The organism is Sphingomonas sp. DMC6, assembly GCF_056314225.1.
Map to the genome: position 1 here is coordinate 495,786 of NZ_JBQUYT010000003.1, position 13,919 is coordinate 509,704.

Sequence of the window (13,919 nt, forward strand, 5' to 3'; positions counted from 1 at the left end):
CGCGCCCACAAAGCCACGGAGGACATCCGATCCGATGCCGAATACCAGCAATATTCTCGACCGCGTTCTCGTCCTCGAAATGGTGCGCGTCACCGAGGCTGCGGCCATCGCCGCATCCAGCCTGATCGGCCGGGGCGACGAAAAGGCCGCCGACCATGCCGCCGTCGAAGCGATGCGCGAGGCGCTCAACCAGCTTTACATGGACGGTACGGTGGTGATCGGCGAGGGTGAGCGCGACGAGGCGCCGATGCTCTATATCGGCGAAAAGGTCGGTTCGGCGATCGGCAAAGGCCCCAAGATCGACATCGCGCTCGATCCGCTGGAAGGCACCACGATCACCGCCAAAGCGGGGCCGAATGCCCTCGCCGTGCTGGCGGTGGCCGAACAGGGCAACCTGCTCAACGCGCCCGATGTCTACATGGACAAGATCGCCGTCGGCCCCGGCTATCCGCAGGGCGTGATTGATCTGACCCGGACCCCGACCGAAAATATCGAGGCGATCGCAGCCGCCAAGGGCGTGAAGCCGAACGAAATCATCGCCTGCGTGCTGGATCGGCCGCGCCACGAAAAGCTGATCGCGGAACTGCGCGCGGTCGGCTGCGGCATCATGCTCATCCCGGACGGCGACGTCGCCGGTGTCATCGCGACCAGCGACCCGGCGACGACGATCGACGTCTATATGGGCCAGGGCGGAGCGCCGGAGGGCGTACTGGCCTGCGCGGCACTGCGCTGCGTCGGCGGCCAATTCCAGGGCCGGCTGGTCTTCCGCAACGAGGATGAGCGCGCACGGGCGCGGAAATGGGGCATCGAAGACCTCGACAAGGTCTATAATCTGGACGAACTCGCCAAGGGCGACTGTATCTTCGCGGCTACGGGCGTGACGGACGGTTCGCTGCTGTCGGGCGTAAAGCGTGTGCGCGGCAAGATGACCACCGAAAGCGTGGTGATGCGCGCCAGCTCGGGCACCGTGCGCTGGGTGAAGGGCGAACACCGGATCGACTGATCCGCGATCCGACGCCGCCGGCTTGATCCCGGCGGCGTCTTGCCGCACCAAGTCACCCTGACCTCAGGGGGATGAATCGATGCGGCACTGGCTGATTACCGTAGCTCTCGCGGCGCTTGCCGCACCACTGGCCGCCGCCGCGCCGTCGCAGGCCGCACCTGCCGCATCCGAGGCGCCCTTCACCTTTGAAGAGGCGATGATCCCGATGCGTGACGGGGTGGAGCTGCACACCGTCATCCTGCGCCCGCGCGATGCCAAGGTTCCGCTGCCGATCCTGTTCCAGCGCACGCCCTATGGCACGCCTGCAGCCGCCCCCGAGCGCGTGCCGGGTAGCTGGGCGCCGCTGGTACGCGACGGCTATATCTTCGTGTTCCAGGACATGCGCGGCCGGTTCAAGTCCGAGGGTGGCCCCTTCACGCTTTCGACCGAAGTGAAGACCGGCAAGGGCGCGACCGACGAGGCGACCGACGCCTATGACTCAATCGACTGGCTGGTGAAGAATGTGAAGCCGAACAACGGCAAGGTCGGCATGTGGGGCGTCTCCTATCCCGGCTTCACCGCAGCGGTTGCGCTGGCAAAGCCGCATCCGGCGCTGAAGGCGACCAGCCCGCAGGCGGCGTGGATCGATTACTGGAAGAACGACGACCTCCACCGCTGGGGCGCGATGCGGCTCACCTATGCCAGCGACTGGGTGAACAGCCTGCAGGCCGACAAGACCAATGCCGGCATCGACCTGTACAACCGCTACGACACCTATGCGTGGTTCCTGCAGGCGGGTTCGCCCGACGAGATCGAGAAGAAATATTTCAAGGGCCGGGTGCCGCGCTATCGCGAGATGATCGAGCACCCCGATTATGACGAGCATTGGAAGAAGCAGGTCTGGTCGAATGCACTCGGCAAGACGACCGTTCCGACGCTCAACGTCGCCGGCTACTGGGACCAGGAAGATCCGTGGGGGAGCTGGCAGATCTGGTTCAAGCAGCGCCAGAACGATCCGAACAAGCTGGCACTGATGGTGGCCGGCCCGTGGGCGCACGGCACCTGGCAGTCGCCGGCGAACAGCCTGGGCCGCATTCCGTTCGGCGTCGATAGCGGTACCCAGTTTGTCGAGCAGATCGAGGCGCCGTTCTTCGCCTATTGGCTGCACGGCAAGGGCGAGAAACCCGATTTCGCGCTGAAAAGCTTTCAGTCCGGTTCGTGGCAGTGGAAGACCTATCAGACCTATCCGCTCGCCAATGCGCAGGCGACGAGCCTGTACCTGCACGCCGATGGCTCGCTCAGCTTCACGGCCCCGGCGGCGGGTGAAGGATGTCGCGATTATGTGAGCGATCCCGCCCGCCCGGTACCGTTTCGTCCGCACCCGATGTCGGCCACCTATGCCACGCCGGACTGGCGCTGGTGGGAGGCGGAGGACCAACGCTTCGTCGATGACCGGCCCGACGTGCTCAGCTATGTCTCGGCCCCGCTGGAGAACGACCTGACCGTCACCGGCGACGTCACCGCCAAGCTGATGGCGGCGACCAGCGGCACCGACAGCGACTTCGTCGTCAAGCTGATCGATGTGTTCCCCGAAGACTATGAAAAGTCGCCGACCGCGCTGGGTGCCTATGCCAAGGGGCTGAACGGCTATGAACTGCCGATCGCGATGGAGATCCGCCGCGGCCGTTACCTCAAGAGCTTCGAGCAGGCGACGCCGCTGGTCCCCGATCAGGTGACCGCCTGGGATTTCCCGCTGCGCGACCACGACCATGTATTCAAGAAGGGGCACCGGATCATGGTGCAGGTCCAGTCGAGCTGGTTCCCGGTGATCGACCGTAACCCGCAGAAGTTCGTGCCGAACATCTACAAGGCCAAACCCGAGGATTACCAGAAGGCGACGCAGCGGGTGTGCGCGGGATCGGCGGTCACGCTGCCGGTGGTGCGCTGACGAATGTCGTCGCCCCGGCATGCGCCGGGGTGACGGACCTGCCTCACACCGCGACAGGCACTCCGTCGCGTAGCACATGGGTGCAGAGCTGCGCCTCAGGCGTGTCGGCCGCCTCGAGCGCCGCGACGGTCACCCAGCCCTGCGCGCGGAGCGCGGCGCCAGTCGCCGCGTCGGTGCCGAACGGCAGGAACAGCCGCCGCCGCGCATCGCCGCCCATGCCGGCGTCGAGGATCGGATCGGCATAGAGCGAGAAGCCGACCGCCGGTTCCTCACGGCCGCCATCATGCACCACCATATAGGTGCCGCCCCGGCCGATCTCGCCACGCACGCCGCGCGCGAAGATCGAGAAACCGAGCCAGGTCTGATATTCGAAGCCGTGGCGCTCGGTCGGGTCGAGCGTCAGCGCCACGCCGGCCGGGATGCTCGCGGCAATCGTCGCTAGTCCGTCGATCCGGCTGGCAAGCGCGGTGCCCGCATCGGTCGCCCGCAGCTTTGCCATCGCGCTGTCGAACGGGCCGGCCGCTTCGATCAGCGGCAGATATTGGGGATCGATCGCGGCGACGCCGCCGGCGTCCTTGGCATCCAGCCGCTCGCGCAATGCGGTGAGCTTTTCGGGCGACAGCGTCTCGCCCGCCAGCATATCGACCAGATCGGGCAAGGTAAAATCGATCGCCAGCCCTTCAACGCCCGCGGATTGCAACGCCTCGATCGCGACGCGGACGATCTCCATCGCCGCAGCAACGCTGTCGCGCCCGATCAGCTCGCAGCCAATCTGGCGCATCGCCCGGCGCGGTTCGAGCGCGGGCGCTTTCAGCTTGAGGACCTGCCCCGCATAGCAGAGACGCACCGGCCGCGGATGGTGCCCCATCCGCGTCGCGGCAATGCGGCCGACCTGCGCGGTCAGGTCCGGGCGAATGGCGAGGCTGCGCTGCGACACCGGATCGACGAAGCGCACGGCATTATGCACCGCGCCGGTTTTCAGCCGCGTCGCCAGCTCGTCGGCGAACTCGGCGAGCGGCGGGTCGACCTGTTCATAGCCATAGAGACGCGCGAGACCCAGCACGCGCGTCTCGAGCCGCGCCGCCGCATCGGCGGCAGGCGGCAGGCGATCGTGAAACCCTTCGGGGAGGAGACCAGTCATATGGCCGCCTCCCCTAATCGGTTCAGAAGCCGAGCGCCATGGCGGTCTTCACGCCTGGCAGCGCGCGGACCTTGGCGAGCAGCGCTTCGTCGACTGCCTCGTCCACCGAGAGCAGCAGCACCGCCTCACCGCCCGCCGAGCGGCGGCCGAGGTGGAAGGTGCCGATGTTGACGCCCGCCTCGCCCAGCGTCGTACCGAGGCGACCGATGAAGCCCGGCGCGTCCTCGTTGACGATGTAGAGCATGTGGCCGGCGAGATCGGCTTCGACCTTGATACCGAACAGCTCGACCAGACGCGGCGCCGCGTTGCTGAACAACGTGCCCGCCACCGAACGGTCGCCCGCCTGGGTGCCGACGGTCACGCGCACCAGCGTGTGATAGTCGCCCTCGCGATCATGGCGCACTTCGCGCACGTCGAGCCCGCGTTCCTTGGCGAGGAATGGCGCGTTGACCATGTTCACGGTGTCCGAATGGACGCGCATCAGCCCGGCGAGCACCGCGCTGGTGATCGGCTTCTGGTTGAGCTCGGCCGCCGCACCCTCGACCTCGATCGCGATGCTCGACAGCTCGCCATGCGCAAGCTGGCCGACCAGGCCGCCCAGCTTCTCGGCCAGCGCCATGTACGGCTTGAGCCGCGGCGCTTCCTCGGCCGACAGGCTCGGCACGTTGAGCGCGTTGGTGACGCCGCCGGTGACCAGATAGTCGGCGAGCTGCTCGGCGACCTGGATCGCGACATTCACCTGCGCTTCGGTGGTCGATGCACCCAGATGCGGGGTGGCAACGAAGTTCGGCGTGCCGAACAGCGGATGCTCCTTGGCGGGCTCCACCGCGAACACGTCGAGCGCGGCGCCGGCGATATGGCCGCTCTCCAGCCCTTCCTTCAGCGCCGCCTCGTCGATCAGGCCGCCGCGCGCGCAGTTGATGATCCGCACGCCCTTCTTGGTCTTGGCCAGATTCTCGCGGCTGAGGATGTTACGGGTCTGGTCGGTCAGCGGGGTGTGCAGCGTGATGAAGTCGGCACGCAGCAGCAGATCGTCGAGCGTCATTTTCTCGACGCCCATTTCCAGCGCGCGCTCGGGCGTAAGGAACGGGTCATAGGCGATCACGCGCATGCGCAGGCCAATGGCGCGGTCGGCCACGATCGAACCGATATTGCCCGCGCCGATCAGGCCCAGCGTCTTGCCGGTCAGCTCGACACCCATGAAGCGGTTCTTTTCCCACTTGCCGGCTTGGGTCGAGGCATCGGCCTCGGGCAGCTGGCGGGCGAGCGCGAACATGAGGGCGATAGCGTGCTCGGCAGTAGTGATCGAGTTGCCGAACGGGGTGTTCATCACCACCACGCCCTTGGCCGAGGCAGCAGGGATGTCGACATTGTCGACACCGATGCCGGCGCGGCCGATCACCTTTAGGTTGGTCGCGTGCTCGAGAATGTCCTTGGTAACCTTGGTCGAGCTGCGGATGGCGAGGCCGTCATAATTGCCGATGATCGCCTTGAGTTCGTCCGGGGTCTTGCCGGTGATCTCGTCCACTTCGACGCCGCGCTCGCGGAAGATCTGCGCGGCCTTGGGATCCATCTTGTCGGAAATCAGTACCTTGGGCATGAATATGCTCCTGTGCACGTCGGTGCTCCTGCGAAAGCAGGAGCCCAGAGTTTCTTGGGGAATCGCGTGTGGCCCTGGGCTCCTGCTTTCGCAGGAGCACGGCCGGTTCAGCCCGCCTTGGCGGTGGCGTAGGCCCAGTCGAGCCAGGGGCCGAGTGCCTCGATATCGGCGGTGTCGACGGTCGCGCCGCACCAGATGCGCAGGCCGGCCGGGGCATCGCGATAGCCGGCCACGTCATAGGCCGCGCCTTCCTTTTCGAGCAGGCCAGCGAACTTCTTGATAAAGTCGGCATCGGCGCCCTCGACGGTGAGGCACACGCTGGTGCGCGAGCGGATCGCGGGGTCTGCGGCGAGATGCCCCAGCCAGTCGCGCTCGGCGACGATCTTGTCGAGCGCGGCGGCATTGGCGTCCGACCGGGCAATCAGCCCCGCGGCGCCGCCCAGTCCCTTGCCCCATTCGAGCGCGAAGATCGCGTCTTCCACCGCCAGCATCGACGGCGTGTTGATCGTCTCGCCCTTGAACACGCCCTCGGCGAGCTTGCCCTTGGAGATGAGGCGGAAGACCTTTGGCAACGGCCAGGCCGGGGTGTAGGTTTCGAGCCGCTTGACCGCGCGCGGGCCGAGGATCAGCACGCCGTGCGCGCCCTCGCCGCCCAGCACTTTCTGCCAGGAGAAGGTGGCGACGTCGATCTTGTGCCAGGGCAGGTCATAGGCGAACACCGCCGAGGTCGCGTCGGCGAAGCTCAGCCCTTCGCGGTCGTCGGCGATCCAGTCGCCGTTCGGCACGCGCACGCCCGAGGTGGTGCCGTTCCAGGTGAACAGCACGTCATTCGACCAGTCGACCGCGTTCAGGTCGGGGATCTGGCCATAGTCGGCGCGCAGCACGGTGGGATCGAGCTTGAGCTGCTTGGCGGCATCAGTCACCCAGCCCTCGCCGAAGCTCTCCCAGGCAAGCGTGGTGACCGGGCGAGCGCCCAGCATCGTCCACATCGCCATTTCGAAGGCGCCGGTATCCGAGCCGGGCACGATGCCGATGCGGTGCGTCTCCGGCAGGCGGAGCAGCTCGCGCATCAGGTCGATGCAATATTGGAGGCGGGTCTTGCCCAGCTTCGAGCGGTGCGAGCGGCCGAGCGACTCAGTGGCGAGCTTCTCGGGCGACCAGCCCGGGGGCTTGGCGCAGGGACCAGAGGAAAAATAGGGACGCGCCGGTTTGGTGGCGGGCTTCGCAGACGCAAGGGTGGCGTCGGCGGCAATCGAATCAGTCATGTAGACTCTCCTCACAGAGAGCACGCGCGGCGTTGGGACCGCGTGGCCCGCCGACGGCCCTAGCGGTGGCTGCACAAAAGTCAATTCAGGACATCGTTGCGATGGAACAATGTTGCGGCTCCACGCCTTTGCTGCGCAGCTTTGCGAGACAACAGGGAGACGGAACATGCGGATAATGGTGGTGGCCGCGCTGGCGGCGAGCCTGTTGGCGGCGCCTGCCCTTGCGCAGCAGCAGCCGGAAAGCGTGGGCGAAGGTGCCAAGGCGCCGCTGCGCGACCTGCGCATCGACGAGAAGAAGATTCCGCCGGTGCTGCTGCTCGCGTCCTCCGCACCCTATTCGGCGCAGGGAACCCGGACCTGCGCGCAGATTCGTGCCGGCATCGCCGATCTGAACGCCGTGCTCGGCAACGACGCCGACGCGCCGGGATCGAAGGGCGGCAATGGCGGCGCCATCGCGGCCGCTGGCAGCCGCGCCATTGTCGGTGCGCTGATCCCGGGCTTTGGACTGGTGCGGATGGTCACTGGCGCCGACAAGCAGGAAAAGCGCGTTGCAGCCGCCGTCTATGGCGGCGCCATTCGCCGGTCCTACCTGAAGGGTCTGGGCGTTTCGAAGGGGTGCAAGCCGCCTGCCGCGCCCACCGCCGCCGCCCGCGCCGCCGTGCCGACACTGCCGGTCGACGACAAGGACGAGAAGAGGGAAGACCGCAAGGATTGAGCGGCGGGAGGCGGGGCTTTACGGAGAAGGCGGTCCCGCATCCCTAACCGGACCTTAACCATGTTGTCCTAGCGCTGGGCCATGGGACCGCGGCTGCATCGACCGATTGCGCGCGACTATTGGGTCGCGCTGGCGCTCGCGCTGCTGATGGGCATTGCCTGGACGATCCGCGACCGCGCGCAACTCGCGGTATTCCGGCTACCCGATACCGACGACGTGATGCGGCTGCAGCAGATCCGCGACTGGCTGGGTGGTCAGGCCTTTGCCGACCTGTCTCAGCACCGGCTCGGACCCGCACCCAGTCTCCAGATGCACTGGTCGCGCGTTGCCGATCTGGTGCCGGCCGCGCTGATTGTCGCGCTGACGCCGTTGCTTGGCAGCCCGGCCGCCACTATCGTCGCTGTAACGGTATCGCCGCTGCTCCTGTTCACCGTAGCGTTGGTGCTGGTGGCATCGATCGCCCGGGCGCTCGGCCAGTCCGGGACTGTCGCCGCCGTGCTGGCCGCGATCGCCTACCCCGCCACCACCATTTTCTTTCCGGGCCGCATCGATCACCACGCACTGCAGATGGTGCTGGTGCTGGCGCTGGTCCGCGCCTGTCTGAACGCCGGCTCGCTGCGCAGCGGCGCAGCGGCAGGACTTGCCACCGCGCTCTCGCTCGCCATCGGCATGGAGACAGCGCCGCTGCTCGCCGTCGGCGGCGCGGTGCTGGCGCTCGGCTGGTGCCGCGACCGCCCGGGCGCGCAGGCGCGCATGGCCGGCTATTCGGTGGTGCTCGCGCTGATGCTGGCGGCGGAAGCGGTACTCTTCCGGTCCAACGGCTGGGCCTATCCGGCGTGCGACGGCTTTACCGCGCAATTGTGGCGGGCAGCGCAGATCGTGGCGGTGGCGCCGCTGGTGCTGACGCTCGCCGGATTCGCGACGCACACGCCCCGCCTCCGGCTGGCCGCGCTCGTGCTGGGCGGCGGCGGTGCAGCGGCGCTGGCCCTGAGGGTCTCGCCAGGTTGCCTCAGCCCCTATGAGAAGGTCGATCCGTTCCTTGCCCGGGTCTGGCTGTCGCATGTTGCTGAGGCACAGCCGCTGTTCGGCGCACCGGCCTGGCACGCCATTGCCTATGCGGGCCTGCTGAGCGTCGGTCTGGTCGCAGCGGGATGGGCCTGGCATCGCCGGCAGACCGCCGACTGGGCGGCGCTGTTCGCCTTTCAGGCCGGCGCGTTCCTCATCACGCTGCTGCAGTTGCGCGGCGCCTATGCCGGGGCGCTTCTCGCCGCACCCGCACTCACTGCCCTGATCGAAGCCGCGCGCGCCCGCGGCCCCTTGCCGCTCGCCCTGGCATGGTTCGCATCGGCCGGCATGCTCTATCCGTTCATCGGCGATGCCTTGATGCCACGCCAGAGCAAGGCGGCAGCGGCGGCGGTAACGCCCGATTGCACCGCGCCGTCAAGCATCGCCCGTATCGCCGCGCTGCCGCCCGGCACGCTTGCGGCACCCATCGACCTTGGCGCTTTTGCCCTCGCCGCCAGCCGCGACCGCGTGCTCGCCGCACCCTATCACCGCAACACGGAAGGAAATCGTGCCATGTACGACCTGTTCCTGAGCCCGCTCTCCCAGGCCGAGGCGCTCGCGCGGCGATGGGGGGTCGACTATGTCGCCATCTGCCCCGACAGCTTTGACGAGCTGGGCCCGGTCGGCAGCGATCCGCACCGGCTGGCAGGCGCGCTGCGCAAGGGCCAGGTGCCCGGGTGGCTGCGGCCGCTGTCTCCGGCCGATGCGGTACCGCGCATCTATACCCTTACCCAGCCGGCGCCACGGACCCGGCAATGACCGAGCCCCGCTGGTGGGAGACGCGCCGGTTCGCGCTGGCGGTGGTGCTGCTCAGCATCGTGCCGTTGCTATGGCCGGCCGTACCACCGCTGATTGACATGCCGGGGCATATTGGTCGCTATCACATTGCCGCCACCGTCGGCGATTCTCCATTGCTGCAGCGCCACTGGGCCTATGAATGGCGGCTGATCGGTAATCTGGGTGTCGACCTGCTGGTCTATCCGCTGACGCCTTGGCTGGGCGCCGAAGGCGCAGCAAAGCTGGTTGTACTGCTGATCCCGCCGCTCATGGTCGGCGGACTGATCGCCGTGATGCGCGCAGCCGACGGACGCCTCTCGCCCGCCGCTGCCTTTGCATTCCCGCTCGCCTATGCCTTCCCGTTCCAGTTCGGCTTCGTAAACTTCGCGCTGGCAGCGGCTTTGTCCTTCTGGGCACTGGCGCTGTGGATCCGGATGGGGCGCGCTGCATCGCCGGTCTGGCGCGCGGTCGTGTTCGCGCCGATCGCACTGCTTCTGTGGGTTGCCCATTGTTTCGGTTGGGCCATGTTCGGGTTGTTCGCTGCGGCTGCGGAGCTGGTGGCGGCGCGGCGTGCCGGGCGACCCTGGGGCGCGGCGCTGTTCCGCACGGGCCTGTTCTGCCTGCCGCTTGCCACGCCGCTGGTGCCGATGCTGACCGGGGGAGGATCGGGAGCCGGCGGCTTGAATGCCAGCTGGGAATGGGGTGCCAAGGCAGGGTGGATCGCCTCGCTGTTGCGCGAGCAATATGGTCCCTATGATCTGCTCTCGGCCATCCTGCTGGTGGCATTGTGCTGGGCAGGGTTGCGGAGCCGCGCGCTGCGACTGGAACCCGTCACGGCCGCCGCAGCGGCACTGGGGCTGCTTGCCTGGGCCGTGCTGCCCTATCGCATGCTGGGTGGCGCCTATGTCGATATGCGCATGGCCCCCTATGCCGTGGCGCTGCTGCTCGTGGCGATCCGGATAAGGCCCGGCTTCGAACGCTTCGCACAGGCGCTTGCAGCGGTCGGCACGCTGTTCTTCATGATGCGCATCACCACCACCACCCTCGTCTTTGCCGGGGCAGGGCAGTTGCAGCAACAGGCCGCCGCCGTGGCCAGCGCCATCCCGCGTGGCGCCTCGGTATTGGTGGCGGTGCATTTCGACTGCACCGGCTGGGGCGACAGGCGGCTGGAACATGTCGCCGGGCTGGCCCTCGCGCGGCGCGACATTTTCGACAACAGCGAATGGACGCTGGCCGGCCAGCAACTGCTGCGCGACCGCCGCCCGGACGCGGGCGAATACCGCGCGGACCCTTCCCAGATGATGTACTGCGTCGGCTGCCGCGAGCGTCCCTATGACTTCGCCACCACCATCCGCAGCTTCAATCGCGCGGCGTTCGACTATGTCTGGACGATCGATTTCGCCCCGCAACCAAGGCTGGCCGCCGATGTGGTGCAGGTCGCGCGCTCGGGCCCATCGACACTCTATCGCGTCATACGACGATAACGCCGCTTGCGAACGGCGCGGCGAGCGCACTAAAGCGGGCTGATGGATAGGGGCGCAACGCTGCATTGGTGGCAGACACGATGGTTCGTGCTCTTCGCCACCCTTGTCGCCACCGTGCCGCTGCTGTGGCCGGAGATTCCGCCGCTGGTCGACCTGCCGGGCCATATGGGCCGGTATCGCGTTCAGTTCGCGTATGATTCGGTGCCATGGCTGCGCGAATGGTATGATTTCCGCTGGCAGCTGATGGGCAATCTGGGGGTCGATCTGGCGATCATCCCGCTCGTCAAGCTGTTCGGCCTGAACCTGGAACTGGCAGTCAAGCTGGTCATCATCACCATTCCGGCGATGACGGTGGCTGGCTTTCTGTTCATCGCCCGCGAAGTGCATGGCCGCATTCCTGCGACCGCGCTGTTCGCGTTGCCGCTGGCCTATGCATTCCCGTTCCATTTCGGCTTCGTCAATTTCGCCTTCTCGATGGGGCTGGCGATGCTGGCGTTCGGCTGGTGGCTGCGGCTGGGGCGGCTGGGCAAGTTCGCCTTCCGCTCGATGGTGTTCGTGCCGGTTTCGGTGCTGATCTGGATCGCCCACACCTTCGGCTGGGGCGTACTGGGCGTGCTCGCCTTTTCGGCCGAACTGATCCGCCAGCACGACCTGCGCCGGAACCGGGCGCTGCCCTGGTATCGCGACTGGAAGCATGGTTGGGCCGAGCCCGTGTTCTTCGCCGGCGTCCAGTGCCTGGTACTGGCGCTGCCGGCGATCCTGATGATCATCTGGCGCGGCGGCGAACATGTGTCGGGCCAGACCTTCGACTGGTTCAACTGGCGCGCCAAGATGCTGTGGATCACCCAGCTCTTCCGCGACCGCTGGCAGCTGTTCGACCTTGCCAGCGTCGGCGTGATCTTCCTGCTGGTGCTGAAGGCGATCCGCGATCCGAACATCCAGTATTCGCGCAATCTCGGCCTGTCGGCGCTGTTTCTGCTGCTGGTCTATATCCTGCTGCCGCGCGTGGTGTTCGGATCGGCCTATGCCGATATGCGGCTGGTGCCGTTCCTGGTCGCGATCGCGATCCTGGCGATCCGGCCCAAACCCGGCCTGTCGATGCGCGGCGCGACGACGGTGGCGGTGCTGGGCCTCAGCTTCTTCCTGGCGCGCATCGGCGCCACGACCTGGAGCTTCTACCTCTATGACCAGGTCTATGACCGCGAGCTGAAGGCGCTCGACCATCTGCCGGTGGGGGCGCGGCTGGTGAGCTTTGTTGGAGAAACGTGCTACAACGAATGGAAGATGACGCGGCTGCAGCATGTGCCGGCGCTCGCGCTGGAGCGGAAGCTTGCCTATACCAACGATCAATGGTCGATGGCGGGCGGCCAGTTACTCACCGTGCGGTACCGCGCCGCGAAGCGGTTTGCGCATGATCCGTCGGAAATCGTCACCAATGTGCAGTGCCCGCGCGAATGGTGGCGGCCGATTGCGCGCAGCCTGGCGATTTTCCCGCGCGATGCGTTCGACTATGTGTGGCTGTTGCGCCCGCCGCCCTATGATCCGCGCTATGCACAGGGGCTGATCCCGGTGTGGCGCGACGGGCCGAGCGTGCTCTACCGCGTCGACCATGACGTGCCGGGGCCCGAGCTGAACCCCGGCGACCTGCCGGTGCCCAAGCCCGAGCGGGTGCTGATCCGCGAAGCCGAAGCCGCCGGCCAGCTGCCCGGCAACGGCACCGCGCCGCCGCCCTAGCCTAGTCCGCCTTCCGGAACGGCGTCAGTTCGCCGAGAAATTCCTGCTCGCGTTCGACCGCCTGCTGTTCGCGCACGAGAAAGTCGGCGACGGCGCGGCGAAAGCCGGGGTCGGGCAGATAATGCGCCGAGAAGGTCGTTACCGGCGCATAGCCGCGCGCCAGCTTGTGCTCGCCCTGCGCCCCCGCCTCCACCCGCGGCAGCCCGCGCGCGATCGCCGCGTCGATCGCCTGATAATAGCATAGCTCGAAATGGAGGAACGGCACGTCCTCCACGCAGCCCCAATAGCGGCCATAGAGCGCATCGCTGCCGATCAGGTTGAGCGCGCCGGCGATCGGCCGCCCTTCACGCTCGGCGAATATCAGCAGCAGCTTGTCGCCCATCGCCGCGCCCAGCAGCGAGAAGAACGACCGGGTGAGGTACGGCCGCCCCCATTTGCGGCTGCCGGTATCCTGATAAAATGCCCAGAAGGCGTCCCAATGCGCCTCGGTGATCTCGGCGCCGGTCAGGTGCCGGATCGTCAGCCCCTCCACCGCCGCCGCGCGTTCCTTGCGCACCGCCTTGCGCTTGCGGCTGGCGAGCGCGCCCAGAAAATCGTCAAACCCGGCATAGCCGCGATTGTGCCAGTGAAATTGCGTGCCGGGGCGGATCAGCCAGCCGGCTGCCTCGAACAGCGGCACCTGTTCGGGCGCGACGAAGGTGACATGGCCGGAGGAAAGCTGGTGCTGATCGACCACGGCCTCGATCGCCGCGATCAGCGCCGGCGCGGCGCTCGGCTCCCGCAACAGCAGCCGCGGCCCGGGCACCGGCGTGAACGGCACCGCCACCTGGAGCTTCGGATAATAGCGCCCGCCCGCCCGCTCCCAGGCATCGGCCCAGCCATGGTCGAATACATATTCGCCCTGGCTGTGGCTCTTCGCATAGGCAGGTGCGATCGCAATCGGCACGCCATCGGCGCCGTCGACCAGAATCGGCAGCGGCTGCCATCCGGCCTGCACGGTCGCGGACCCGGATTCCTCCAGCAGCGAAAGGAAGGCGTGGCTGACGAACGGATTGTCGGCACCCGCGCATGCATCCCACTGCGCCGCCGGAATCGAGGCGACACCATCGGCGATGCGGGCAGTGACGGGGGAGGATCGCACGCGTCCAAGATAATGCACCGCGCCGTCGCCGCCACCCCGGATTTGCATCGCGGCGCCGAAAACGGCA

10 protein-coding genes are annotated in these 13,919 nt (G+C 67.2%); 6 read left to right on the forward strand and 4 right to left on the reverse strand.

The genetic code is table 11. The features are described 5' to 3' along the window. Positions 1-34 precede the first annotated feature (34 nt). The gene (gene glpX, locus ACT53M_RS09715; RefSeq protein WP_476230039.1) at positions 35-1,003 is read left to right on the forward strand and encodes a class II fructose-bisphosphatase; all 969 of its coding nucleotides are present in this window, start codon (positions 35-37) and stop codon (positions 1,001-1,003) included. 79 nt (positions 1,004-1,082) lie between these two features. Continuing rightward, positions 1,083-2,930 carry a CocE/NonD family hydrolase gene (locus tag ACT53M_RS09720; protein ID WP_476233003.1) on the forward strand — a complete coding sequence of 616 codons (1,848 nt, stop codon included), beginning with the start codon at positions 1,083-1,085 and terminating at the stop codon, positions 2,928-2,930. Between the two features lie 43 nt (positions 2,931-2,973). Here ACT53M_RS09720 and ACT53M_RS09725 read toward each other — a convergent pair whose 3' ends face one another. From ACT53M_RS09725 to ACT53M_RS09735, 3 genes are all read right to left on the reverse strand, one after another. Then, the gene (locus tag ACT53M_RS09725; protein ID WP_476233004.1) at positions 2,974-4,071 is read right to left on the reverse strand and encodes an ATP phosphoribosyltransferase regulatory subunit; all 1,098 of its coding nucleotides are present in this window, start codon (positions 4,069-4,071) and stop codon (positions 2,974-2,976) included. A gap of 22 nt (positions 4,072-4,093) precedes the next feature. Continuing rightward, positions 4,094-5,671, reverse strand: a complete 1,578-nt coding sequence (gene serA / locus ACT53M_RS09730; protein ID WP_476233005.1) for a phosphoglycerate dehydrogenase — start codon at positions 5,669-5,671, stop codon at positions 4,094-4,096. A gap of 107 nt (positions 5,672-5,778) precedes the next feature. After that, complete coding sequence (locus tag ACT53M_RS09735; protein ID WP_476233007.1) at positions 5,779-6,936, reverse strand: phosphoserine transaminase; 1,158 nt, start codon at positions 6,934-6,936, stop codon at positions 5,779-5,781. Positions 6,937-7,102: 166 nt separating this feature from the next. Between ACT53M_RS09735 and ACT53M_RS09740 the strand changes: the two genes are divergently transcribed. The 4 genes from ACT53M_RS09740 to ACT53M_RS09755 all read left to right on the forward strand — a co-directional run bounded on the left by ACT53M_RS09740 (position 7,103) and on the right by ACT53M_RS09755 (position 12,711). Further along, positions 7,103-7,651 (forward strand): hypothetical protein, encoded by a 549-nt coding sequence (locus tag ACT53M_RS09740; RefSeq protein ID WP_476233008.1) that lies wholly within the window; start codon positions 7,103-7,105, stop codon positions 7,649-7,651. A gap of 81 nt (positions 7,652-7,732) precedes the next feature. Further along, a complete protein-coding gene (locus ACT53M_RS09745) occupies positions 7,733-9,475 on the forward strand; it encodes a hypothetical protein (RefSeq protein ID WP_476233010.1) in 1,743 nt (580 codons plus the stop codon). Beyond that, positions 9,472-10,977, forward strand: coding sequence for a hypothetical protein (locus tag ACT53M_RS09750; protein WP_476233011.1), 1,506 nt, complete (start codon positions 9,472-9,474; stop codon positions 10,975-10,977). The genes ACT53M_RS09745 and ACT53M_RS09750 overlap by 4 nt, the downstream gene beginning before the upstream one ends. A 42-nt stretch (positions 10,978-11,019) precedes the next feature. After that, positions 11,020-12,711 (forward strand): hypothetical protein, encoded by a 1,692-nt coding sequence (locus ACT53M_RS09755; protein WP_476230030.1) that lies wholly within the window; start codon positions 11,020-11,022, stop codon positions 12,709-12,711. 1 nt (position 12,712) lies between these two features. Here ACT53M_RS09755 and ACT53M_RS09760 read toward each other — a convergent pair whose 3' ends face one another. Further along, positions 12,713-13,900, reverse strand: coding sequence for a GNAT family N-acetyltransferase (locus ACT53M_RS09760; RefSeq protein WP_476230029.1), 1,188 nt, complete (start codon positions 13,898-13,900; stop codon positions 12,713-12,715). Positions 13,901-13,919 lie beyond the last annotated feature (19 nt).